Genomic DNA, 21,747 nt, shown 5'->3' with positions numbered 1-21,747 from the left:
GTTCTCCTGGTGGTCTGTGTTAGGGTGCGGGGTGGGGGTGGGGGGGGGGGGGTGGGGGGGGGGCGCGCGCGCCCCCCCCCCCCCCGCGGGGGGGGGGGGGGCCGGCCCCCCCACGAAACATGACGAAAACGAGAAACGGCTCATGCTCTCCATGAGCATGAGCCGTATATCGAGTTAAGTGGAGCTAAGGGGACTCGAACCCCTGACCCCCACACTGCCAGTGTGGTGCGCTACCAGCTGCGCCATAGCCCCGAGTGGTTTGCCGCCGGTGTTCCCCGGCTGCCTGAACGAAGTTACACCACCTGGGGACCGGGCGCCAAATCGCCTCGATTTGGGGGTTGAACGGCAGGTCAGGGGGCCAGGTCGGTGACCCAGGTTGCGGAGGTGGTGTCGAGTTTGGTGGTGCCGTCGAAGACCGACGGGGTGGCGGCGGGGCCGTCGAGGAGGGTGGTGAGGGCGGCGTCGGCTTTGACCGCGTTGATGGTGGCGGCGTCGAGCTGGGCGTTGGAGGTGATGCATTCGGCGGCGGTGGCGGGGGCGCCGGATTCCTTCGCGATGCCGGCCAGCTCGTCATTGCTCAGGTCGGAGCTGCCTTCGCGGGGCTGGCGGTCGGTGAACAGGGCGTCGTGGAACTTCGAGAAGGTGGGGCCGGAGCCGTCGGCGGCGACACATTGGAGGGCGGCGATGGCGCGGGTGGAGTAGTCGCCGCTGTCGGATTTCGGGTTGAGGAAGTTCACGAAGCGGTAGCGGATGGCGAGCTTGCCTTCGTCGACCTTCTGGGCGATTTCTTGGCCGAAAGTGTGCTCGAGCGCACCGCACGCGCCGCACATGGGGTCCTCGTACACGTCGATGATCTTGGTCACGCCGGGCTTTCCGAGCACCATGGCGCCGTCGGGTTGCATCGCCACCACCACCGCAGGCTCGCGGACGGAACCGTAGCCGTCGTTGCGCACCTCGATCGGGTCCTGGGTCCAGCGGTAGGCCAGGAATACGACCAGTGCGATGAGAACCAGCGCGACGGCGCCCAGCGCGTAGGTGGTGTTGCTGGACATCGGCCGGGGTGTGTAGTTCGACGGCGGTTTGCTCACCCGAACCACTTTGCCTCGAGTCGCGGGCGATGGGTTACCGCGACGCCTTTCCCTCACCCTCCGCGTGCACAACCTGCTCGATCACCGAGCTCGCCGCCATTCCCCCGCCGGGCCCGCCGTCACAGGTACAGGGCGCCGCCAACTGATCGGCTTCTTCGTCGACGGTCTCGATCCGCTTCTCCACCCGTACCTCGCCCCGCCGCATCGGCTCGGGCACCACCAGCCAGGCAACAGCGGCGACAGCCAGCAGACCGCCGGTCACGGTGAGTCCCACTCCGAAGTTCAACCGCTCGGCAATGAAACCGACAGCGATCGGACCGAGCACCGCGCCCAGGTCGGCCGACATCTGGAACCCGGCCAGCACCGGTCCTCCACGCACCTTGGGCCCGATGATGTCGGCGACCGCGGCCTGCTGGGCGGGGGTGAACATGCCCGACCCCAGTCCTGCGATGAAGGAGAACACCAGCAGCCAGATCATGTTCGGCGCGACGCCGAGCCCCGCGGTGCCGACCGCGCAGACGGCCGTGCCGATGATGAGAAAAGGCTTGCGTCCGAACCGGTCCGAGAGCTGTCCGGAGAAGAACAGCACCACGGCATTGCCCGCGGCGAATACCGTCAGCGCGACACCTGCCATCCCGGCGGGCTGCGACATTACCTCCACCACCAGCAGCGGCACCAGCGCCATCCGCACCCCGAACACGGCGGCGCCGTTAGCGAAATTCGACCACAGCACGGCGCGGTACTCCGATCGCGCGAGTCCCTCGCGGAAGCTCATCGTCGGCGGTGCGGTGTCCGCGGTTTCCGGCGCGGCCAGATGCGAATCGCGCAGGCTGAAATGGACGACGGCACAGGCGATGAGCAAGGCGATCGCGTAGATGAGGAACGGCGCCCGCAGCCCGAACTCGGCCAGCAGACCACCGATCAACGGCCCGGCGAGCGAGCCGATGAGGAAGCTGGTCGACCACAGCCCAGAGATGCGTCCGCGCTGGTCCGACGGCGACATGCGGATCAACAGCGCCAGCGACGACACCGTGAACATGGTCGACCCGATACCGCCCGCCGAGCGCAGCACCAGCAACTGCCAGTAGGTCTGTGCGAACGCGCTGGCACCGGTGGACACCGCGACGATGAGCAGCCCGCTGGTGTAGACCCAGCGTTCGCCGAGTTTCTGTACCAGCCGCCCGCTCATCGGCGCGAACAGCAGCCGCATCAGGGCGAACGCGCTGACGATCGCCGAAGCCGCCGCGAACCCGACGCCGAAACTGCGCGCGAACTGCGGCAGAACGGGCGAGACGAGGCCGAATCCGATGGCGATGACGAATGCGGCCCCGACCAGTACCCAGATCTCGCGGGGCAGGGCTTTCGAACTAACGGTCACTGGATAGAGCTTGCCCCACCATCTCCTCCGCGGCCGCTTGCACCTGCTCGAGGTGCTCGGGACCGTGGAACGATTCCGCGTAGATCTTGTATTTGTCCTCGGTGCCCGACGGCCGCGCCGCGAACCATGCGTTCTCGGTGGTCACCTTGAGTCCACCCAACGTCGCGCCGTTGCCGCGGGCTCGGGTGAGTACCGCGGTGACCGGCTCGCCCGCGACCTCGGAGGCGGTGACCTGCTCCGGCGTCAACTTCGACAGCAGCTTCTTCTGCGCGGCGGTGGCGGGGGCGTCGACGCGCGCATAGGCGGGACTGCCGTAGCGGCGCTCGAGTTCCACATACCGCGCCGACGGGCTCTGCCCGGTGACCGCTGTGATCTCCGCGGCAAGCAGCGCGAGCACGATGCCGTCCTTGTCGGTGGTCCAGACGCTGCCGTCCATCCGCAGCAGCGAGGCGCCCGCGCTCTCCTCGCCACCGAAAGCGAGGCTGCCGCTGAACAATCCGGGCACGAACCATTTGAACCCGACGGGCACCTCGTACACGTCGCGGCCGAGCACGCTCACCACCCGGTCGATCATCGACGAGGTGACAACGGTCTTGCCGATCTTGGTGAGCGCGTCCCAGCCCATCCGGTTGGCCACCAAGTATTCGATGGCGACGGCCAGGAAGTGGTTGGGGTTCATCAGCCCGCCGTCGGGGGTGACGATGCCGTGCCGGTCGGCGTCGGCGTCGTTACCGGTGGAGATGTCGTAGTCGTCCTTGATGGAGACCAGCGAGTTCATCGCGAAACGCGACGACGGATCCATCCGGATCTTGCCGTCGGAGTCCAGCGGCATGAACCGCCAGGTGGGGTCGACCAGCGGGTTGACCACCTCGAGCTCCAGGTCGTAGCGCTGGCCGATCTCCTCCCAGTAGTCGACGCTGGCCCCGCCCATCGGGTCGGCGCCGAGCCGGATGCCCGCACCTCGGATGGCGTCGAGGTTGAGCACGCTGGGCAAGTCGGCGATGTAGTGGTCGAGATAGTCGTAGCGCTGCGCGGTGGGCAGCGCCTGGGCGAGCGTGCCGTGCTCGACCTCCGCGAGCCCGCCGCGCAGCAGTTCGTTGGCGCGCTCGGCGATGGCGTCGGTGGCGACGGTGTCGGCGGGACCGCCGTGCGGTGGGTTGTATTTGATGCCGCCGTCGCGGGGCGGATTGTGCGAAGGCGTGACGACGATGCCGTCGGCCTGGTGCTTGGTACCGCCGCGATTGTGCCGCAGCACAGCGTGACTGAGCGCGGGGGTGGGGGTGTAGCGGTCGCGGGAGTCGATCACCGCGGTGACACCGTTGCCGGCCAGCACCTCGAGCACCGTGGTCCATGCGGGCTCCGACAGCGCGTGGGTATCGCGCGCCAGGTAGACCGGTCCGGTGATGCCGCGGGTGGCGCGGTATTCGACGATGGCCTGGGTGATGGCGAGGATATGGGCCTCGTTGAAGGTGGTGTCCAGGCTGGACCCGCGATGTCCCGAGGTGCCGAACGACACCAGCTGCGCCGGTTCGGCCGGGTCCGGGATGCGGGTGTAGTAGGCGGTCACCAGTCCGGGGACGTCCACGAGATCGCTCGGCCGCGCCGGCCGTCCGGCTCGATCGTGCGCCATGCTCGGATCTCCCTTCCGGGTCGGCTGCGCCCGGCTCGTCATCAGGATCATGTGAACAGCCATTCGGTCACGGACGCGGCGGCGTACACCACGGCCAGGCAGGTCGCGACACTCAGCACGATGTTGCCGAGGGCGTAGCCGTAGGCGCCATCGGACACCAACCTGACCGTCTCGTAGCCGAACGTGCTGAATGTGGTCAGCGCGCCGCAGAACCCGGTTCCCGCGCCTGACAGCAGCCAGCCGTTCGTCCCCGCCCCGATCAGAGCACCGAGCAGCGCCGAACCGACAATATTAACGGTCAAAGTCCCCCAGGGCAGCCTGGATTCCCCACGGGCGGAAACGGCCCGATCGATGAGGTACCGAGCCGGGGCACCGAACATCCCGCCGACGATCACCCAGACCGCCGTCATCGGCGCACCTCCGGCCGCCGGAGTCCGGCATCCGGCACCCACTGCCCCGCGCTGCGAGCTGACTCGGTCATCGCTGACCCCCTTCCGTGCCGTTCACCCAGTTCTCCGCACACTTCCAGTTACCCACCGCGCACCCGCCATCCCGGCCACCACCGCCGCCAGGCAGAACACCATCGTCGCCCCGAGGTAGCCGAGTGCGGTGCCGACGGCCCCCGATTGGAGCAGTGTACGAATCTCGGCACTGTAGGTGGAGAAGGTGGTGAATCCGCCGAGCACACCGACGCCGAAGAAGGGGCGTAGCAGCCTGTGGGCTACCCAAACCTCGGTGATGAGAACCATCAGGACACCCATCGCGGCGCATCCGATCACGTTGACGGCGAACGTCGCCATCGGGAACGCATCCGGCCGCGTCGGCAGCCAGACCGAGAAACCGTAGCGCAGCAGCGCACCGAGGCCGCCGCCCAGCGCGACCACGAGCAGCACCAGTGGATCGGCGATTCGGGCTTCGGCTCGCGATGACATGTCCCCGACCTCCTGTCCCAGCCCGTTACCGGCCGCATGATTCCCGCCGCGCTCACCGCAACGCTATCGGTAGCAACGACGTCCGCCGACGGCGCGGCAGGACGGGCGAGGCCGATCGTTGACACACCGACCACCGCGCAGTACGAATCGACTGAGGTCTTCGCCGAAGACCGAACGCAGTCGACAGCCACGTCCTGGAGCCGGTGATGGCGGCACAGCGAAGTACTCGAATACGGCGCCGCCAGCAGCGGTCCGAGCGCCACACCGCGCCCGAGCAAACGTTGAGCATACGGCATTCGCGGGCGCGTCGTGCGGGTCTCGCGATACGCCGCCTCGTCCTGGGGATCTCCATCGCCGGTGTCCTGGCACTCGGCAATACGGTGCCGTCGGTTGCTCCCGTCGGGCCGGCCGCGGAAGGCGATGCGTTCTACGCGGCGCCGGCCGATATCGGCGAGTACCGGCCCGGCGAGGTCATCCGCAGCAGACCGGTGCCCGCGGCCGGGTTCGCGGGCTCGACTGCCTGGCAGCTGGCCTTCCGCAGCACGAACTCCCGCAACGAGCCGATCGCCGCGGTCACCACCCTGCTGCTACCCGCAGGCGATGTGCCGGACCGTCCACTGGTGTCCTACCAGCCGTTCGTCAACTCACTCGGAACCGATTGCGCACCATCTCATTCGCTGTTCGACGGCACCATGCGCGAAGCGGGGGCGCTGAATCTGCTGTTGACGCAAGGCTGGGCGGTCGCGGTGCCGGATCATCTGGGCCCGGACAGTGCCTACGGCGCGGCACAGCTGGGTGGACGGATAACCCTCGACGGCATTCGCGCGGTCCGTCAGTTCGCACCGGCCGACCTCGAGGACAGCCCCGTCGCGCTGGTCGGATATTCCGGCGGCGGTTTGGCCACCGGTTTCGCGGCGGCGCTGGCTCCGCAGTACACACCCGAGCTGCCTATTGCCGGTGCCGCTGCGGGCGGGGTGCCGATGAACCTCGGCAGGCTCGCCAACGATCTCGGTGCCCGCTCGAACCAGCTGTTCGGTCTCGGATTCGCGGCAGCGATCGGACTGGAACGCGAATACCCTGAGCAGATCTCCTTGGACCGGGTGCTGAATCCGGCCGGGCTGGCGTTGCGCGACCGGATCGACGACGCCTGCATGGACGAGATCGTCGACGTCGCCGCCGGCCTCAGTACCGCTGAGGTTTTCACCACGCCACCAGCCGACGACCCCGCCGCCGCCCCGATCCTGCGCGACAACAGCCTGGAAACCTTCGCAGGCGTTCCGACCGCGCCCCTGTATCTCTGGCACGGAACAGCCGACATGATCTCGGCGGAGCCGGTGCAGCAGGTGGCCGCTCGCTACTGCGCGGCGGGCGTACCGGTGCAGCTGGACCTGATCGCGGGCGCCGATCACTCCGCAGCGATTCTTCCCGGCGCGATGCGCACACTCGATTATCTCGCAGGCCGTTTCGCGGGGACACCGCCGCCGGAGAACTGCTGAGCACATAGAACGCCGCCCGCGAACCGGAAAGTTCACGGGCGGCGTTGATCAGAACCGACGATCAGTGTGCGAGCACCAACTCGCCCTCGGCCGGCTCGGGCGCGGCATTGGGCAGCAGCACAGCCGTCACCACGGCGCCGATCACGAAGATCGCGGTGGCCCACCAGAAGCTGGTGGTGTAGCTCTCGATCGCCGACTGCGCGACGGTCAGCTGGTCCGGCGCACGACCGACCATGTAGTCACTGGCCGCCGAGGCCGCGATGGTGCTCAGCAGCGCGGTACCGATCGAACCACCGACCTGCTGGCTGGTGTTGATCGTCGCCGACGCGACACCGGCGTCCTCGTGGTGCACGCCTGCCGTGGCGCCCTGGAACGCGGTCGCCATGGCGCCACCGAGTCCGAGGCCCATCAGGATCAGGCCGGGCAGGATGTGGGTTGCGTAGCCGGTGTCCAGCCCGATCTGGGTCAGCCAGGCCATGCCTGCCGCCGCGATCAGGAATCCCGAGCTGACGATGATCTTCGGCCCGAACTTCGGCAGCAGCAGCGACGGAGTCGTCGTCGAGGAGACGATCATCGCGGCCACCATCGGCAGGAACGCCACACCGGTGATGATCGGCGAGTACTCGAGGGTGAGCTGCATGTAGTAGGTCAGGAACAGGAAGATCGCGAACATCCCGATACCCATCACGAACACGGTGATGAACGATCCGCCCCTGGTGCGATCGAGCACGACGCGCAGCGGCAGCAGCGGGTTGGCAACCCGGGTCTCGAGCCAGACGAACACCGCGAGCAGTGCGGCACCGCCGATCAGGAAGGCCAGCGTGGCCGGGTTGGTCCAGCCGTCGGATTCGGCGTGCGAGAAGCCGTAAACGATGCCGAACAGCGCCGCGGTGACCGCGAGCGTGCCGGGGATATCGAGCTTGGGCCGTTCGGTGACGGTGTGCTTGGCCAGCAGCAGCACGGCACCGACCAGCGCGACGGCGGCGAAGGCGAGGTTGACGAACATCACCCAGCGCCAAGACGCCCATTCGGTGAGCATGCCGCCCAGCAGCAGGCCTAGGGCGCCACCGGTACCGGCGACGGCACCGAAGATGCCGAAGGCCTTGGCCCGTTCGGACGGTTCGGTGAAGGTCACCGTCAGCAGCGACAGCGCCGCAGGCGCCAGCAGCGCGCCGAACACACCCTGTCCGACGCGGGCCGCGACCAGCATTTCGAAGCTGGTTGCGGCGCCGCCGATCGCGGAGGCCACCGAGAAGCCGACCAGGCCGACGATGAAGGTGTTACGCCTGCCGAAAAGGTCGCTGAGCCGTCCGCCGAGCAGCAGCAAGCTACCGAATGCCAGCGCGTAGCCGGTGATCACCCATTGACGGTCGGCGTCACTGAATCCCAGATCCCGTTGCGCCTCGGGGAGCGCGATATTCACGATGGTCGCGTCGAGCACGACCATGAGCTGGGCGACGCCGAGGACGGCGAGCACCCACCAGCGCAGCGCGTGCGAACCACGCCTGCCTGACGTCGGCTTTTCCTGCGGGGATGCCCCGCGCTCGAGTGTGGTGGTCACGTCGCCCCTAGTTGAAGATTTAAACGGAGGCAGTTCCTCCGGTTATTCGAAACGCTATCACAGTAACGGAGGGACCGCCTCCACTTAATCCCGCCGCTTGCTAGCATGTGGGTGTGAATCGCGCCACGACCCTGCCCCCGACCCGGCGTTTGCGGGCTGATGCCGCACGCAATCAGCAGCGCATCGTCGAGGCCGCACGCGAGCTGTTTGCCGACCACGGACTCGAGATCACCCTCGACGACGTGGCCGAGCGCGCAGGCGTGGGCGTCGGCACGGTCTACCGGCGCTTCGCGAACAAGAAGGAACTGATCTCCGAGGTCTTCCAGCAGCATCTCGACGAGTTCGCCGAGACCGCGGAGGAATGCGTCGGGCATCCCGACCCCTGGCAGGGATTGGTCCAGTTCTTCGAGTACGCCTGCAGGCATATGGCGACCAACCGCGGTTTCAGCGAGGTCATGCTGGAGTTCGAGGACGATCTCGAGCAGTTCACTCTTGTGCGGGATCGAATCAAGCCGGTCGTCGCCAGGATCATCGATCGCGCACGGGAAGCAGGGGCGCTGCAGCCCGACGTGGTCGCCTCGGACTTCTTCGCGATGATCCACATGGTCGACGGACTGGCCGAGTTCGCACGTCCGGTCAACGATCAGGTCTGGCGACGCTATATGGCGCTCGTCCTCAACGGCGTGCGCACCGAACTCGTTCCGCGCCAGCCATTGTCGGTGCCGCCGCTGAACGACGGCGAAGTCGAATGCGCCAAGACCGCCATCTGCACCCCTCGCCGTCGCTGATCCCCCACCTGTAGAAATCGCACCACAGGTAGCGCAGGTCACATTCCATCCCTTACAGTTGGACATGTGACCAATTCGTGGGTGAACTGGGCCGGAGATCAGCAGTGTGCGCCGGCCGCCGTCGCGGCTGCGCGCAACCGGGCCGAGCTGGCGGATCTACTCGGCCGCGCCGCGGACGCCGGACAACAGGTCCGGGTCGCGGGCTCCGGGCATTCCTTCACCGATATCTGCTTGACCGACGGCATGCTGCTCGACCTCTCACGGATGAACCGCGTGCTCGACGTCGACCGCACCAGCGGGCTGGTCCGGGTCGAGGCGGGCCTGACGCTCAACGCAGCCAGCCCGGCACTGCACAACCACGGTCTGGCCTTCCCCAACCTGGGCGATATCGACGTCCAGACCATCGCGGGAGCCACGGCGACCGCGACCCACGGCACCGGCGCTACCCTGCAGAACCTCTCGGCGGCAATTCATTCGGTCGAGTTGATGCGCCCCGACGGCACCGTCGTCGAGCTGGACGAACAGTCCGATCCGGACGGCTGGCGGGCCGCGCGGGTGAATCTGGGCGCCCTCGGAATCATCACCGAGATGACGCTGAAGCTGGTGCCTTCCTTCGTACTGGAGGGCATCGAGCGGCCGGTTCCCGTCGAGGAGGTGCTCGACGATCTCGACACCTACGTGGACGGCAACGACCACTTCGAGTTCTACATGTTCGCGCACAGCCCGCTGGCCATGACCAAACGCAACAACCGGGTCGATCTCGCCGAGCAGCCGCGCCCGCAGGCGGTCGACTGGTTCGCCGACGTCCTGATGTCCAACTACACCTTCGACGCCCTGTGCAAGTTGGGTCGCTGGCAGCCGCGGCTGGTCCCGTGGATCCATCGCGGCGCGGCCTATGCGGGCAGCTATCGCCGTCAGGTAGAGCGCTCCTACCGGGTGTTCGCCTCCCCCCGGCTGTTCCGCTTCACCGAGATGGAATATGCCATCCCGCGCGAGCATTCGGTCGATGCCATCCGCGCGATCAAGGATGTTTCGACCCGCTTCGACACCCCGATGCCGATCGAGGTGCGCTGGGTCGCCCCCGACGACGCGTTCCTGTCCCCCGCCGGCGGCCGCGACACCTGCTACATCGCCGTGCACATGTATCAGGGCATGGACTACGAGCCCTACTTCCGCGCCTGCGAGGCGGTTTTCGACCGGTTCGACGGCCGCCCGCACTGGGGTAAACGCCACTTCCAGACCGCGGAAACCCTGCGTGGCCGCTACCCGGACTGGGATCGATTCGCCGAGGTGCGCCGCCGCTTCGACCCGAAGGGCGTCTTCGCCAACCCTTATCTCGACCGCGTGCTCGGCCCGATCGGCTGACGTCTCGGTGGCATCAGCCGCGTCGTCGCCCATCCGGACGGCTTCGCCGCAGTCACACCGATCGTGGTGGACGCGGACGGTGGCCGCCTGCGCGCCGAGTTCGGCTCGGCTTCCCGAACGACCTCGACCGCGCCCGCGAACACGCAGGCCGGGCCGCAGTACAGACTCCACCCGAACGGCAGCAGATGAACACGCTCGCCGCGCTCCTCGAGCCGCTCACCGATCTCCTCGATGAGATCGAGCGTGTCCGCCAGGTGTGCCAGCATGTCCGGACCGTCCATGGCCGATCTGCCGTCTCCGGCCGGCAGCACCGGCGATCCACTGATGACCACGTATTCTGCCCCGGTCTGCGCCATCTGGAGCCGAATCGACCGAACGACATCTGCTGAGGACCCACATTCGCCCGGCTCGACGTATATGTGCAGCAGGAGACAGTCGTGGAATGTGCGCGCCGATGCGCCCGCGCCCGGTTCCATCGCGAGGGCACAGAGCCCGGGGGCGACCGGTGTGTATTCGAAACAGTGCCAACGACTACTGATAATTCTCATCCATACCCCTACCGCGCGACCCCTCGTCGCTCTTCGGACGCCGGACAGACGAAAATCTAGTTACGCCCCGCACAGATCGGTTGTTTCCGGACGCACGAACTTTGCTGGTGGGCGCACAACCAGCCCGCGCGAGTCGACCACGGGATCCGAGCAGACAACCTATCCTCGGCTCCACGGGTCCGGGCCGCGTCCGGGATCCGCACGGCATGAGATCGGGAGTCTGTGATGGCAGGTGAGGCGGTAGTCGAGGAAGCGTCTACTACAGACGTCGAGAACCCCCGAGAGCGTGTCGACTACTGGGCCGACCTGGTCGACTCGTTCCAGGGCGTCCGGCTGAGCTACGAATTCTCCTCATCCAGCGACTTCTACGGCCGTATCCGGCGCCATCGCACCGACAACTACCAGATCGTCGGGCGTGAATCCGATCCGATCGTCTATACCCGCGGCACCAAGCACGTTCGCGCCGACCCCGATGACGACTATCGGCTCGTCGTCCCGCTCACCGGGCGATTCGACGTGCGCTACGACGACCGCGCCGGCTCACTGGCGCCGGGAATGAGCAGTCTGGTGACCATCAATCGTCCGATGGCGTTCAGCGCGAGCAGCGGTAGCCACGGGCTGATCATGACCATCCCACGTCGCGAGATCCAGCACCGACTCAACCGCGCCGATCCTCCTGCCGGCCCATTGGACCTGACCACCGGGTTGGGGCGGGTGGCCAAAGACATGATGACTGGACTGTACGCCGAGGCGTCCGTGCTCACATCGGCCCAATTCGATGCTGTGTCCGAACGGGTGGTCGACCTGCTCTGCATGCAGATCCTCGGCGAGGTGCCATCCACCGCGTCCCACCTCGGCGAGGTGGAATCGACCATCAGGCACTACATTCGCCGCCATATCGAGAACCCGGACCTGACCAGCGCAATCATTGCCCGTGGCCTCGGTTGGTCGGTACGGCAGGTGCAGCTTGCCCTCCAGCAGGCCGGCACCACACCTCGCGAACTCATCAGAGAAGAGCGTCTGCAGATCGCCCATTCTCGGCTTCGCAGCCCCGCATACCGTGGCATGAGCATCACCGATATCGCACTCGGCCTCGGCTTCGGATCCGTGAGCAGCTTCAGCACCGCCTTCCGGCAGCGCTTCGGCGCCACACCGAGCAGCGTCCGCGGCGGCTGACCTCCCCGGTGCACAGCGAGCACCGGCGCTGGTGGTCCCTCCCCGGACTCGCCACGAAATCGAAGGACACGACTTATCCTCGGCTCCACAGACCCGGGGCGAGGCCGGGTCCCGGCGGCATAGGATCGGGAGCCTTGATGGTGGGAGTGGCGGCTGTCGACATAGCGACGACGACCGAGGTCGAGAACCCGCGTGAGCGGGTCGACTATTGGGCCCAGTTGACCGATTCCTTCCAGGGCAGGCTGAGCTACGAATTCCCATCCGACCAGGACTTCAACGGACGTATGCTGCGGCGCCGTACCGGCAACTATCAAATCGTCGGATGGGAATCCGATCCGATCGTCTATGTGCGCGGCAGGCGTGACATTCGTGCCGACCCCGATGACGACTATCGATTGGTCGTACCGCTCACCGGGCGATTCGACCTCCGATACGACGACGAGGCGGGCGTCCTGACCCCCGGGATGAGCAGCCTGGTGACCATCGACCGGCCACTGATGCTCGAGGTGGCGGGCGGTAGCCAAGGGTTGGTCATGACGATCCCGCGCCGCGAAGTCCGGCACCGGCTCAACCGCACCGAACTACCCGGCCGGCCGCTCGACCTGACCGCGGGGCTGGGCCGGGTCGCCGCCGACCTCGCGACCGGACTGTACGCGGAGGCCGCCGCGCTCACCGCGGCCCAGTTCGATGCCGTCTCCGAGCGACTGGTGGATCTGGTCTGCATGCTGATCCTCGGCGAACCACCCTCCGGGCCCGGACATCTCGCGGAGATCGAGCAGACTGTGCGCCGGTACGTGGTCCGGCACGCCGAGGACCCCGAACTGGCCACCGCGTCGATCGCTCACGCGCTCGGCTGGTCCGTACGCCAGATCCAGCTGGCGTTGCAACAGGCGGGCACGACGCCGCGTGAGCTCATCAAGGAAGAGCGGCTCCAACTCGCCCACAGGCGACTGCGCAACCCCGCGTATCGGCATTCGAGCATCACCGATATCGCGCTCCGCCTCGGCTTCGGCTCCGTGAGCCGCTTCAGCACCGCCTTCCGGCAGCGGTTCGGCGCCACACCGAGCAGCGTTCGCGGCGGCTAGGACGAGCCGGCCGCTAGTAGCCGAGAATGCGCGAGACGAGTTCGGGCAGTGCGGTACCGATGGGTTCGCGGATGACCTCGGTGGCGAGGCCGTCATACGGGGTGGGCTCGTCGTTGATGATGACGAGGTCGGCCCCGTTGTCCACCGCGAGCGCGCACAGCGAAGCCGCCGGTTCGACCTGAAGCGAGGTCCCGACCGCGAGGAAGATATCGCTGGACTCTGCGGTGATCGTCGCCTTCAACATGGTGCGCGGGTTCATCGCCTGCCCGAACATCACCGTGCCCGCTTTGAGAACGCCACCGCATTGCGGGCACGGCGGGTCGGCCTCGCCCGCGGCGACACGTTCGAGGGTCGCGGCCATGGTGGATCGGTAGTCGCAGCCGACGCAGACGACGTCGAACATATTGCCGTGGATCTCGATCACCCCGCTCGGTGGGGAACCAGCACGCTGATGCAGGCGATCCACATTCTGGGTGATGATCGTGACGGTGCGGGCCCGGTCGAGTTCGACCAGCGCGGTGTGCGCGGCATTGGGCCGAGCCTGCCAGGCCGGATTGTCGCGGCGGGCCAGCCAGGAACGTTCGCGCAGCTCGGGGTCGGCGAGATAGTTGTCGTAGGTCGACAGCAGTTCGGCGATCGGATCCTTCGTCCAGACCCCGCGCGGGCCGCGAAAATCCGGAATCCCCGAATCGGTGGAGATGCCCGCACCGGTGAGCACCGCGATCCGTCCGGGACGGGCGTGCCAGTCCGTGGTCACTGCGGCCTCCGTCTCGCCACCGAACTCGTCATATCGTCAGGCTATCGGGCGCGGCTCATCGCACGAAACAGGGTGGATACGCCGCTGCGGGCTCGTCTATCGTCGGGTCCGTGAGACCCACGCTCCTCAGGCCGGCCGTCGCCGCCGATGAACCTCTGCTCTGGGACATGCTGTTCGAGGCGTCACATGCCGGCGAGCAGGGTCTGACAGTCGCCGACCTGCCAACCATTTCCGCGCTGTCGCGGTATGTCGAGAACTGGGGCGCCACGGGCGACCTCGGTGTCATCGGCGGTCCGGCAGCAGCGCCGGAAGGCGCCGCCTGGCTACGTCTGTTCACCGGCACGGACGCCGGCTACGGCTACCTCGACGACACGATCCCCGAACTCGCGATCGCCGTCGCCGCGACGGCCCGCGGCACCGGGCTCGGCACGGCGATGCTCGAACGACTGATCGACGATGCGACCGGGCAATACGCCGCGATCAGCCTCAGTGTGCGCGAGGAGAACCCCGCGCGTCGCTTGTACCAGCGCCTCGGGTTCGTCGACGTCGACGGCTCGCGAATCGTCAACCGGGCGGGCACGACCAGTCTCACCATGGTGCTGCGGCTGGGCTGAACACGACCTGGCCCTGCCACCGGATCAGCGCAGCTGAGGACGTTTACCCGCGTCGGCGAAGCTCAGCTCCAATGTCACCGGGATGGTCTCGACTTCGAGCGCCTGCCGCAGCCGCGGCACGGCCTCGTCGAGGATGCGCCCTCGCAGCAGCCCCACATCGGTGTGCGGTTCCGCGGTGACGGTCAGGTGCAGCTCCGGCGCCCACCGGGTGCCGGTCAGCCAGGCCGAGGCGGAACGCACGTCGTCGAAGGCGGAGATATCGGCGGCCATCGGTGCCGCCGCGGTCGACGATGCCATGACGGTCCTCCCAGTCGTCGCGTCGGCCTCGAACCGCCACGACTGCGCCTTGGGCATCCGGAAGATCTGCGCGAACAACCAGCGCAGGCACAGCATTCCGACGAAGACCGCTCCCGCGATCACCGCCCAGAACACCCAGGTCGGCGGTGCGGCCGACCCGGGCACAAGCGTCGAATCGCGGTCCACCCAGCCGAGCTGCCCGAAGTAGGCGGCAAGCGCGTAGGCACCGGCCGCGAGCGAGATCAACCCGATCAGGCCGATCAATGTCCGGTTCACTCCGGCGGGCCGATTGAGCTTGCTCATCGTGGACCTCCGGCCTTGGGCCCGTGCAGCTTCGCCTTCACCCGCTTCACCGGATGGCCGAGCTGTTGCACGCGGCCGGTGACGGTATCGCAGATCGTGTCGGCGAGCCCTGCGTTGTCGTGCCGGTCGGTGCGCGCGATCACCGTGACGACGTCGCGGCGCACCTTCACCCGCGCCGAGCTCACCCCGTCGACCCCGGTGGCGCTGGTACACAACAAGGTTCGCAGACCCGACCGGCTCACCCCCGCCTCGATACCGTCGTCCCCGGTCAACGGCAGCACCTTTGCCCGCCCCGGCAGCAAGGCGATTACCAGCAGCAACACGCCGATGGCCAGTGCCACGATCGCGCCGACCAACACCGGCAGCTCGTTCCAGGTGATGCCGTGCACCTCGCCGGCGACGCTGTCGTAGGACAGGTATTCGTGTGTGCCGGTCAGCCGCTGCACCAACGACACCGTCACCGCGACACACGCCGCCAGCACTACCACCGCGATGGCGACGGCAGGCCACGCGCGCCGCGGCCTGCGGATCACCGGACCCTCCCGGCCACAACGGTTTCGGTGGTCAGCTCCGAGACCACGATGTCGACCCGCGAGACTCCGATCCCCGTCAGTTCGGCGGTGCGCTCGCGCAGATGCGTGCGGCATTCCTCGGTCACCCGGCCCACCGGTTCCGGATAGCGGACCGGCAGCCGCACGGCCAGAGCGGCCCGATCACCGGAAACGGTGGCCTCGACCTTGACGCCGCGATCGACACCCGGCACCTCACGGGCAGCGTGCGCGGCGATCCTGCGGACCGCACGTTCACTGACCGTGGTCCGGCCGGGCAGCTCGACCGCAACCGCGGCGGCCGTCATCGCCTGCCCTTGGCCTGGGCGGACCGGACCAGCCCGGCAAGGTCGAGTTCGCCGTCGAGCCAGCGGCCGACCACCAGGCCGAGTGCGGCGAACACCAGCACGATCAGGAACGCGCCGAAACCGCCGAACGCGGCGGCGAATCCGAGCGCGATACCGATCGCCAGGCATATCGTTGTGGCGTTCACAGTCGACTCCTCTTCGCTGAGTCCGGTCGCCGGCTACTGCACGCGCGCGGCGGGCGCGTCGGCGTCATCGTCGTCACCCGGGATGAACACATCGTTGACATTGATATTGACCTCGACCACATGCAGCGCGGTCATCTGCTCGATCGCGGTGATCACATTGCGGCGCACCGCACGCGCGACTTCGGCGATGGCGACGCCGTATTCGACGACGATCTCCAGATCGACGGCGGCCTGCGTCTCGCCGACCTCGACCGAAACGCCCTGCCCGATACTGGCGGAGGCGCCGGGGATCCGGTCGCGGAGGGTGCCGAAGGCGCGAGCCGCGCTACCGCCGAGGTTGTGCACGCCACGCACCTCGCGGGCGGCCAGACCGGCCACCTTCTGCACAACGATGTCGGAGATCGTGGTCGTGCCGAGCTCGCTGACCAGCGCGTGTTCTTTTTTGACCGTGGGCTTCTCGATGTTGTTGGCCTCGGCGGGGGTGTTGTTGGGGGTGGTCTTGTCAGTGGTCGTGGCGGCCATGCTGTTCTCCTGATTCCTTTGCGATGCAGCGGATTCGGTCCCGCAATCTGATCGACACCCGGTGGGTGCGCTCGTCACGGGCGACATTGTGTGACCTGGACAACAGCTGGGGACGCCGTTCGCCCGCCGTCGGCGCGGCCGGAAGCATGTAAGGGGTGCGTCTAATCCACAGTTCCTTCCTCGGCGAAAGCGGCTGCGTCGAGTTCGGTGACCACCAGCCGCAGCGTGGCCTGCTCCCATGGAGTACCCGTCAGGACGGGCCGAATCGCTTCGCCTGCAAGTTCGAGTAGCGGAGGCAGTGGCAGCGCGGCCGCGACGACGCGCACCTGCACGGCGTCGTCGGTGAGATCGACCGCGTACTTGCGGGCGTCCCACGGCCACCAGCTCGCGTTCTCGCGCACGATCGGTGTCGCGGGCCGCAGCCCGGAGATCCCTTCTACCGCACCGATGATCTTGTCGATCGTTTCCTCGTCTGCCATCAGCGCGGCTCCGGTTCGATATCGAGAATCGACACCACGACCTCGTCCACGTTCTGTCCGGTCTGCGCGCGCACCACGGTGGCGACTTCCCGCTGTACGGCACGGCCCACCTCGCCCGCGTGCCGGTCGCCTGCGATCACGACATCGACCTGGACCAGCAGGCGCCCCTGCTCCGTGCGGCGTACGCGCACACCTTCCGATGATGCCGGGTCCGTACCGAGCCAGCGTTGCCTGCCTGCCCGCACCAAGGTGGTGACCAGGCCGCGCACGCCCGGTTCGAGCCGCACCACACCGGGCGTGGACAGGGCGGCGTGTGCGGCGACGGCGGCCACTACCGGGGGTTCGATGAACACAGATACCGAACTGGTCATCGCTGGTCTCCCCGGGATTCTTCCGCGCCCGGATCCCCTTCGGTCTCGCTGGAACCGTCCCTGTTGTCGACCGTGGTCCATCCGGTCGATGGATCCTCATACACATCGGCGATGGTCAGGTCCAGCCGGTGCAGGGTCAACCCGATCCGGGCTGGAAGTGCCGCGGTGACGCGTTCACGCACGATCGGCATCAACTCGGCCACCGCCGTCGGGCCGAAACGTACGGCGACCGACAGTTCGACGTCGACCAGATGCTCGCCGTCCGCGCCGACCCCGGCCGGACGCACCCGGCAGCGGCGCGCACGCACGCCGGGCACCGAATCGGCGGCGTAGCGCAGCACCGTGCTCACGGCCTGTTCACTCACCTCCACCGCGCCGGGCTCCGGTGTCGGCAATTCCAGCGTGCGACCACGGCGGACCTCGGCCCGCACCGCCGACATGATCCGCCCCACCAGATCCGGCGGCGGCGTGACCGGCTCCTCGATCATCTGCCTGGTCGCCGCGCGCAGGGCCAGCAGGCTGTCGCGCGCGGAGGCGCAATGCGGGCAGCTCAGCTCGTGCTCATCGGCGCCACCGGCCTCGACGGCGTCGAGCCGATCCCACACCTGTTCCAGTTCACGGCCGCACGGCAGGACATAGTCCTGCTCGGTCGTCTCGTTCACCGCCATGGCTTCATCACCTCGGACAATTGGGCTCGGGCGCGGGCAATGCGACCGCGGACCGCTGTTGTGTTCGCGCCGACAATGTCTCCGATCTCCTCATACGACAGGCCGTGCACTTCGCGCAGCAGCCAGCAGGCCCGTTGCTCGGGCGTCAGATCCTGTAGCGCCGCGTTCAGCGCTTCGAGCTGGGTGTTCACTTGGGTGGCGTGTTCGGGCTGGATGTCCGAACGCGGCGACTCGGTCAGATCCAGGTCCGCCTCGACATGCGGGCGGCGACCGCGGATCACGTTCAAGCAGCGGTTGGTGGTCATCCGGTACAACCAGCCGACGAACGCCGCGTCATCGTTGAGCTGCCGCAGCCGGCGCCAGGCCGCGAGGAAGACCTCCTGCACCACGTCCTCGGCCTCGGCGCGGTCGGCGAGCATCTTGGACGCGAGCCGGAACATCCGACCCTGATACCGCAGCACCAGCTGTTCGTAGGCCCGTACGTCACCGTCCTTGGACCTGCTGACCAGGGTCGCATCGTCCGGCACGGTCGTCGTCTCGGTCGCGGTCACACCCACCTCCTCGCCGCTCCTGTGTTGGACACCGCGCATCGGGAATCGTCACGGTCGATTATCCCGTGATCGTCGTCTCAGTGGTGGAGGTATGAGTCCCGGGCGATCCTGCGTGTGAGTCAACCGGACCGATCGACGGTGAGCGCTCAGCGAGCAACCGGGTGCCGGTGGGCCCGGCCGGGTCGAAGCATGCGAGTCGGCGATACCGCGCGCGAATCAACCCGCCCGATCGACAGTCAGCGCCGCCGCGAGCAGCCGGGTGTCGGTGGGATCGGCGGGGTCGAGGCCGGTGAGTTCGGCGATCCGGCGCAACCGGTAGCTGAAGGTGTTGGGGTGGACATGGACCTCTGCGGCGGCGGATTTACGGTCGGTGCCGTGCCGCAGATAGGCGTCCAGCGCCGCGAGCAGATGCGGGCGAGCCGATAGTGGTTCGATGCGTCCGGCGAGCCGGTCACGGGCCCGGCCCGGACGGGTGAGCTGATACTCCAGGAGCAGGTCGTCGAGGCGGTAGACCCCCGCTGGGCGGCCGAGTGCACGGGCCAGCTCGGCGAGTTCGGCGGCCTCGGCGGCGGCGTCCGGCAGGTCCGCGCGAGCGACGGCGCCCGCGTCGGCGAGGAATACCGGGGCGCCCATGCGTGCGGCCGCGGCGACCGCCAGGTGATCGGCCAGGTCGAGCGCGGAGGAACTGGGCAGCAGGGCGATTCCCGCCGAGCCGTCGAAAGTGTGCAGGGCCGCGACGCCGACGAGATCGTCCAGGATCGACTGCAATACGCGCATCCGACGCCGGGCGATCATGGTCGCCACCTGCGCGGATTGCTCCTCGGGCCGAAGCAGGACGGCGAGCACCCGATAGTCCTGCGCCAGCGCGATATCCGCGCGGGCGGCGAGTTCGGTCACCGCAAGACCGTGCAGCAGGGCCGAGCACAGCGCCCGCCGCGCCTCCCGGTCGGGCTGGTACACCGACTGTTCGAGCTCCGAATATGCCTCGTACACCACGATATTGATGCGCCGCAGCAAATCGAGCAGGTGTGCGCCGAACGCGACCAGATCGTCCAGCTCATCCGCTGTGGCCGAGCGCGCCGATTCCCGCAGCAGCTGCTGCGCCGAACCGTGCACGGCATCCACCAGCAGCCGCAGCGGGATCCGTTCGGCCGCATGGCGGTGCACCACCGGCGCGACATGGAGCGCCACGTCCGCGTCGGTGAACTCGCGCTGTTCACGCAGCGCCCGCAGGAAGGCGTGCCCACAAGCCAGGATCGCCGGGAGCACTTCGTGGAAGTGGTCGTCGGGTAGGTCGGCGGCGGGTGGTGTCGAACCGAGCCCCGCCGCGAGCATCCGGTCGGCGATAGCGGGCAGGCCGCGGCCGAGCCGGTCGAGAATCGCGGCGTCTGCGGCCAGCGGGGGAAGATCGACAACCATGCCGCGGATTGTTGCTGACGACTACGGCTTCGGCAATTCCGCCGGTCGAGAAGACGAACCTCGTCTAGGAATCTGTCTCCGGAGACAAGTTCGGCGCGCACACTTGGTACCGCCGACGTAGTGACGAGCCCTCGCCACCGACCTAGATTTGTGCCGACAGCTCGATTTCGCCTCGGAAGGACCATCGCGATGAGTACCGAGGCGGCGTTTCGCGCCGGGGGTGAGGGGTACCGCAGGACCCGCGGTTACGCGGGCTCGGCGGATCCGTATCCGGATTCCGGGCCGCCGGTGCGCGTCGAGCACGACCCGTTCTGTGTGCCGCCCCCGAACTTCGCCGCAGCCGCGCCCGGCACCGTCATCCGTTCCCGCACAGTGAAATTGGCCTGGTTCGGCCGAATCACGCAGCGCATGCAGGCGTGGCAGCTGCTCTACCGCACCAGCGATCGGCACGGCGACGCCGAAGTGGCGCTGACGACCGTGCTGCTGCCCTACGACGCCGAACCCGACCTCCGTCGGCCGCTGGTCTCGTTCCAATGCGCCATCGACGCCGTCGCCTCCACCTGCTTCCCGTCATACGCGTTGCGGCGCGGTGCACGGGTGTTCGGGGCGATTCCGCAACTGGAGTTCCCACTCATCGCCCATGCGCTGGCCCGGGGCTGGGCCGTCTCCGTACCCGACCACGAGGGGATGCGTGGTCATTTCGGAGCAGGCCGAGAACCCGGATACCGCACACTCGACGGGGTCCGCGCGGCACTCGATTTCGCGCCGCTCGGCCTGTCCGCGGCGACACCCGTCGGGTTGTGGGGCTATTCCGGCGGCGGGCTGGCGACCGCGTGGGCGGCGGAAGTTGCGGCCGACTATGCGCCCGAAATCGACATCGTCGGCGCGGTCGCCGGGTCACCGGTCGGCGATCCCGCGGCCGCGTTCGTCCGGTTGAACGGGACGATGTACGCGGGGTTCGCCGCGGTGTACACCGCCGGATTGCGGCGCGCCTACCCGGAATTGGAGGCGCTGCTGGCCGAGCGGCTCTCTCCCGGATTCCTGCGTCTGCTCACCGAGGCCGAATCACGGGCGACCTTCCCGCTGCTGGCCAAGTTCGCCCGCAAGAACGTCGACCGGCACAGCGATCGCGGTATCGCCGAATTGGTCGAGCAACCGCAGCTGCGGGCGATCTTCGATCACATCCGTCCCGGGGCCACTGCCCCGCATGCGCCGATGCTGATCCTTCAGGCGATCCCCGATGAAGTCATTGCCGTCGCCGATGTGGATGCCCTCGTCGCCCGTTATCGTGCGGCCGGCGCACAGGTGCACTACCTACGTGATCGCCTCGCCCTGCATCTGCCGCTGGAATTCCTTGGCACACCGACGATGGCCGACTGGCTCGACGATCGCTTCGCCGGGCAGGCGCTCGAGGCGCCCACCACCACCGACGTCTGGTCGGTTGCTCGCGGCCGCAGGCCCGCGGGTGGATTGCGGCGATTCGCCGCACAGGTGCTGCGGATGATGGCCGCTCGCCCGATCCCCTACCAGCGCTGATCACCAGGAGCCCGCCTCCCGGGCGTGACGGTTGTCTCGTTGTTTGCTGCGTGCCATCCGAGTCGTTGCCGGGTCGTTATCGGTAGACCGCCCATGAGGGTGCGTTACCGCCGAGAAAGGCTCGATCATGGCTTTCGAACGG

Annotated in this window: 25 protein-coding genes and 1 tRNA gene; 7 read left to right on the top strand and 19 right to left on the bottom strand. The window is 67.8% G+C overall.

The genetic code is table 11. The annotated features are described in order from the left end of the window. Positions 1-179: 179 nt before the first annotated feature. The 6 genes from ACFXNW_RS10985 to crcB all read right to left on the bottom strand — a co-directional run bounded on the left by ACFXNW_RS10985 (position 180) and on the right by crcB (position 5,028). Positions 180-252: transfer RNA gene (locus ACFXNW_RS10985), tRNA-Ala, on the bottom strand. Positions 253-350: 98 nt separating this feature from the next. Next, positions 351-1,052: a DsbA family protein gene (locus ACFXNW_RS10980; RefSeq protein ID WP_379417487.1), complete on the bottom strand. Its 702-nt coding sequence runs from the start codon at positions 1,050-1,052 to the stop codon at positions 351-353. 70 nt (positions 1,053-1,122) lie between these two features. Next, positions 1,123-2,466, bottom strand: coding sequence for an MFS transporter (locus tag ACFXNW_RS10975; RefSeq protein WP_379417486.1), 1,344 nt, complete (start codon positions 2,464-2,466; stop codon positions 1,123-1,125). Further along, positions 2,456-4,096, bottom strand: a complete 1,641-nt coding sequence (gene pgm / locus ACFXNW_RS10970; RefSeq protein WP_379417485.1) for a phosphoglucomutase (alpha-D-glucose-1,6-bisphosphate-dependent) — start codon at positions 4,094-4,096, stop codon at positions 2,456-2,458. The genes ACFXNW_RS10975 and pgm overlap by 11 nt, the downstream gene beginning before the upstream one ends. 47 nt (positions 4,097-4,143) lie before the next feature. Then, entirely contained in the window at positions 4,144-4,506 is a 363-nt protein-coding gene (locus ACFXNW_RS10965) for a fluoride efflux transporter FluC (protein WP_379417484.1), read from the bottom strand. A gap of 93 nt (positions 4,507-4,599) precedes the next feature. Then, a complete protein-coding gene (gene crcB / locus ACFXNW_RS10960; protein WP_379417483.1) occupies positions 4,600-5,028 on the bottom strand; it encodes a fluoride efflux transporter CrcB in 429 nt (142 codons plus the stop codon). A gap of 206 nt (positions 5,029-5,234) precedes the next feature. Between crcB and ACFXNW_RS10955 the strand changes: the two genes are divergently transcribed. Beyond that, positions 5,235-6,524 carry a lipase family protein gene (locus ACFXNW_RS10955; protein WP_379417482.1) on the top strand — a complete coding sequence of 430 codons (1,290 nt, stop codon included), beginning with the start codon at positions 5,235-5,237 and terminating at the stop codon, positions 6,522-6,524. A gap of 61 nt (positions 6,525-6,585) precedes the next feature. Here the strand turns inward: ACFXNW_RS10955 and ACFXNW_RS10950 are convergent, their stop codons facing one another. Then, positions 6,586-8,085, bottom strand: a complete 1,500-nt coding sequence (locus ACFXNW_RS10950) for an MFS transporter (RefSeq protein ID WP_379417481.1) — start codon at positions 8,083-8,085, stop codon at positions 6,586-6,588. A gap of 113 nt (positions 8,086-8,198) precedes the next feature. Here ACFXNW_RS10950 and ACFXNW_RS10945 point away from each other — a divergent pair, with 113 nt between their 5' ends. Next, positions 8,199-8,873 carry a TetR/AcrR family transcriptional regulator gene (locus ACFXNW_RS10945; protein WP_379417480.1) on the top strand — a complete coding sequence of 225 codons (675 nt, stop codon included), beginning with the start codon at positions 8,199-8,201 and terminating at the stop codon, positions 8,871-8,873. Between the two features lie 66 nt (positions 8,874-8,939). Beyond that, complete coding sequence (locus tag ACFXNW_RS10940; RefSeq protein WP_379417479.1) at positions 8,940-10,238, top strand: D-arabinono-1,4-lactone oxidase; 1,299 nt, start codon at positions 8,940-8,942, stop codon at positions 10,236-10,238. Here the strand turns inward: ACFXNW_RS10940 and ACFXNW_RS10935 are convergent. Further along, complete coding sequence (locus ACFXNW_RS10935; RefSeq protein ID WP_379417478.1) at positions 10,205-10,504, bottom strand: hypothetical protein; 300 nt, start codon at positions 10,502-10,504, stop codon at positions 10,205-10,207. The two genes, ACFXNW_RS10940 and ACFXNW_RS10935, sit on opposite strands and share 34 nt — an antisense overlap. Positions 10,505-11,011: 507 nt before the next feature. Here ACFXNW_RS10935 and ACFXNW_RS10930 point away from each other — a divergent pair. Both ACFXNW_RS10930 and ACFXNW_RS10925 read left to right on the top strand, forming a co-directional pair. Then, entirely contained in the window at positions 11,012-11,962 is a 951-nt protein-coding gene (locus ACFXNW_RS10930; protein ID WP_379417477.1) for a helix-turn-helix domain-containing protein, read from the top strand. A 137-nt stretch (positions 11,963-12,099) separates the two neighbouring features. Further along, positions 12,100-13,047 (top strand): AraC family transcriptional regulator, encoded by a 948-nt coding sequence (locus ACFXNW_RS10925; RefSeq protein WP_379417476.1) that lies wholly within the window; start codon positions 12,100-12,102, stop codon positions 13,045-13,047. Between the two features lie 13 nt (positions 13,048-13,060). Here the strand turns inward: ACFXNW_RS10925 and ACFXNW_RS10920 are convergent, their stop codons facing one another. Next, a complete protein-coding gene (locus tag ACFXNW_RS10920; RefSeq protein ID WP_379417475.1) occupies positions 13,061-13,804 on the bottom strand; it encodes an NAD-dependent deacetylase in 744 nt (247 codons plus the stop codon). Positions 13,805-13,914: 110 nt separating this feature from the next. Here ACFXNW_RS10920 and ACFXNW_RS10915 point away from each other — a divergent pair, with 110 nt between their 5' ends. Next, complete coding sequence (locus tag ACFXNW_RS10915) at positions 13,915-14,418, top strand: GNAT family N-acetyltransferase (protein ID WP_379417474.1); 504 nt, start codon at positions 13,915-13,917, stop codon at positions 14,416-14,418. Positions 14,419-14,442: 24 nt separating this feature from the next. Here the strand turns inward: ACFXNW_RS10915 and ACFXNW_RS10910 are convergent, their stop codons facing one another. The 10 genes from ACFXNW_RS10910 to ACFXNW_RS10865 form a co-directional block, all read right to left on the bottom strand. Further along, positions 14,443-15,018: an alkaline shock response membrane anchor protein AmaP gene (locus tag ACFXNW_RS10910; RefSeq protein ID WP_379417473.1), complete on the bottom strand. Its 576-nt coding sequence runs from the start codon at positions 15,016-15,018 to the stop codon at positions 14,443-14,445. Beyond that, on the bottom strand, positions 15,015-15,551 hold the full coding sequence (locus tag ACFXNW_RS10905) for a DUF6286 domain-containing protein (RefSeq protein WP_379417472.1): 537 nt from the start codon (positions 15,549-15,551) through the stop codon (positions 15,015-15,017). The genes ACFXNW_RS10910 and ACFXNW_RS10905 overlap by 4 nt, the downstream gene beginning before the upstream one ends. Next, positions 15,548-15,874, bottom strand: a complete 327-nt coding sequence (locus ACFXNW_RS10900; RefSeq protein WP_379417471.1) for an Asp23/Gls24 family envelope stress response protein — start codon at positions 15,872-15,874, stop codon at positions 15,548-15,550. Before ACFXNW_RS10900 ends, ACFXNW_RS10905 begins: the two co-directional genes overlap by 4 nt. Beyond that, positions 15,871-16,059: a hypothetical protein gene (locus ACFXNW_RS10895; protein WP_379417470.1), complete on the bottom strand. Its 189-nt coding sequence runs from the start codon at positions 16,057-16,059 to the stop codon at positions 15,871-15,873. Before ACFXNW_RS10895 ends, ACFXNW_RS10900 begins: the two co-directional genes overlap by 4 nt. Before the next feature lie 33 nt (positions 16,060-16,092). Beyond that, complete coding sequence (locus tag ACFXNW_RS10890) at positions 16,093-16,581, bottom strand: Asp23/Gls24 family envelope stress response protein (protein WP_379417469.1); 489 nt, start codon at positions 16,579-16,581, stop codon at positions 16,093-16,095. Between the two features lie 161 nt (positions 16,582-16,742). Then, complete coding sequence (locus ACFXNW_RS10885) at positions 16,743-17,060, bottom strand: hypothetical protein (protein WP_379417468.1); 318 nt, start codon at positions 17,058-17,060, stop codon at positions 16,743-16,745. Next, positions 17,060-17,431 (bottom strand): Asp23/Gls24 family envelope stress response protein, encoded by a 372-nt coding sequence (locus ACFXNW_RS10880; RefSeq protein WP_379417467.1) that lies wholly within the window; start codon positions 17,429-17,431, stop codon positions 17,060-17,062. Before ACFXNW_RS10880 ends, ACFXNW_RS10885 begins: the two co-directional genes overlap by 1 nt. Then, on the bottom strand, positions 17,428-18,099 hold the full coding sequence (locus tag ACFXNW_RS10875) for an Asp23/Gls24 family envelope stress response protein (protein WP_379417466.1): 672 nt from the start codon (positions 18,097-18,099) through the stop codon (positions 17,428-17,430). The genes ACFXNW_RS10880 and ACFXNW_RS10875 overlap by 4 nt, the downstream gene beginning before the upstream one ends. Continuing rightward, positions 18,090-18,650, bottom strand: coding sequence for an RNA polymerase sigma factor (locus ACFXNW_RS10870; protein ID WP_379417465.1), 561 nt, complete (start codon positions 18,648-18,650; stop codon positions 18,090-18,092). The genes ACFXNW_RS10875 and ACFXNW_RS10870 overlap by 10 nt, the downstream gene beginning before the upstream one ends. Positions 18,651-18,866: 216 nt before the next feature. Beyond that, positions 18,867-20,069: a PucR family transcriptional regulator gene (locus ACFXNW_RS10865; RefSeq protein WP_379417464.1), complete on the bottom strand. Its 1,203-nt coding sequence runs from the start codon at positions 20,067-20,069 to the stop codon at positions 18,867-18,869. A gap of 189 nt (positions 20,070-20,258) precedes the next feature. Here ACFXNW_RS10865 and ACFXNW_RS10860 point away from each other — a divergent pair, with 189 nt between their 5' ends. Next, positions 20,259-21,605, top strand: coding sequence for a lipase family protein (locus ACFXNW_RS10860; RefSeq protein WP_379417463.1), 1,347 nt, complete (start codon positions 20,259-20,261; stop codon positions 21,603-21,605). Positions 21,606-21,747 lie beyond the last annotated feature (142 nt).

The organism is Nocardia sp. NPDC059180, assembly GCF_042754945.1.
In the GTDB taxonomy this organism is placed as follows: Bacteria; Actinomycetota; Actinomycetes; order Mycobacteriales; family Mycobacteriaceae; genus Nocardia.
The sequence above is the reverse complement of the archived record's forward strand: the minus strand, read 5'-3'. Positions and strand labels throughout refer to the sequence as shown.

Bases quoted from the DNA above. Each gene is read 5' to 3' on its own strand.
- ACFXNW_RS10980 (WP_379417487.1), bottom strand. From the start codon at position 1,052: ATGTCCAGCAACACCACCTACGCGCTGGGCGCCGTCGCGCTGGTTCTC.
- pgm (WP_379417485.1), bottom strand. From the start codon at position 4,096: ATGGCGCACGATCGAGCCGGACGGCCGGCGCGGCCGAGCGATCTCGTG.
- ACFXNW_RS10965 (WP_379417484.1), bottom strand. From the start codon at position 4,506: ATGACGGCGGTCTGGGTGATCGTCGGCGGGATGTTCGGTGCCCCGGCT.
- crcB (WP_379417483.1), bottom strand. From the start codon at position 5,028: ATGTCATCGCGAGCCGAAGCCCGAATCGCCGATCCACTGGTGCTGCTC.
- ACFXNW_RS10955 (WP_379417482.1), top strand. From the start codon at position 5,235: ATGGCGGCACAGCGAAGTACTCGAATACGGCGCCGCCAGCAGCGGTCC.
- ACFXNW_RS10935 (WP_379417478.1), bottom strand. From the start codon at position 10,504: ATGCTGGCACACCTGGCGGACACGCTCGATCTCATCGAGGAGATCGGT.
- ACFXNW_RS10930 (WP_379417477.1), top strand. From the start codon at position 11,012: ATGGCAGGTGAGGCGGTAGTCGAGGAAGCGTCTACTACAGACGTCGAG.
- ACFXNW_RS10925 (WP_379417476.1), top strand. From the start codon at position 12,100: ATGGTGGGAGTGGCGGCTGTCGACATAGCGACGACGACCGAGGTCGAG.
- ACFXNW_RS10910 (WP_379417473.1), bottom strand. From the start codon at position 15,018: ATGAGCAAGCTCAATCGGCCCGCCGGAGTGAACCGGACATTGATCGGC.
- ACFXNW_RS10900 (WP_379417471.1), bottom strand. From the start codon at position 15,874: ATGACGGCCGCCGCGGTTGCGGTCGAGCTGCCCGGCCGGACCACGGTC.
- ACFXNW_RS10890 (WP_379417469.1), bottom strand. From the start codon at position 16,581: ATGGCCGCCACGACCACTGACAAGACCACCCCCAACAACACCCCCGCC.
- ACFXNW_RS10885 (WP_379417468.1), bottom strand. From the start codon at position 17,060: ATGGCAGACGAGGAAACGATCGACAAGATCATCGGTGCGGTAGAAGGG.
- ACFXNW_RS10880 (WP_379417467.1), bottom strand. From the start codon at position 17,431: ATGACCAGTTCGGTATCTGTGTTCATCGAACCCCCGGTAGTGGCCGCC.
- ACFXNW_RS10875 (WP_379417466.1), bottom strand. From the start codon at position 18,099: ATGGCGGTGAACGAGACGACCGAGCAGGACTATGTCCTGCCGTGCGGC.
- ACFXNW_RS10865 (WP_379417464.1), bottom strand. From the start codon at position 20,069: ATGGTTGTCGATCTTCCCCCGCTGGCCGCAGACGCCGCGATTCTCGAC.
- ACFXNW_RS10860 (WP_379417463.1), top strand. From the start codon at position 20,259: ATGAGTACCGAGGCGGCGTTTCGCGCCGGGGGTGAGGGGTACCGCAGG.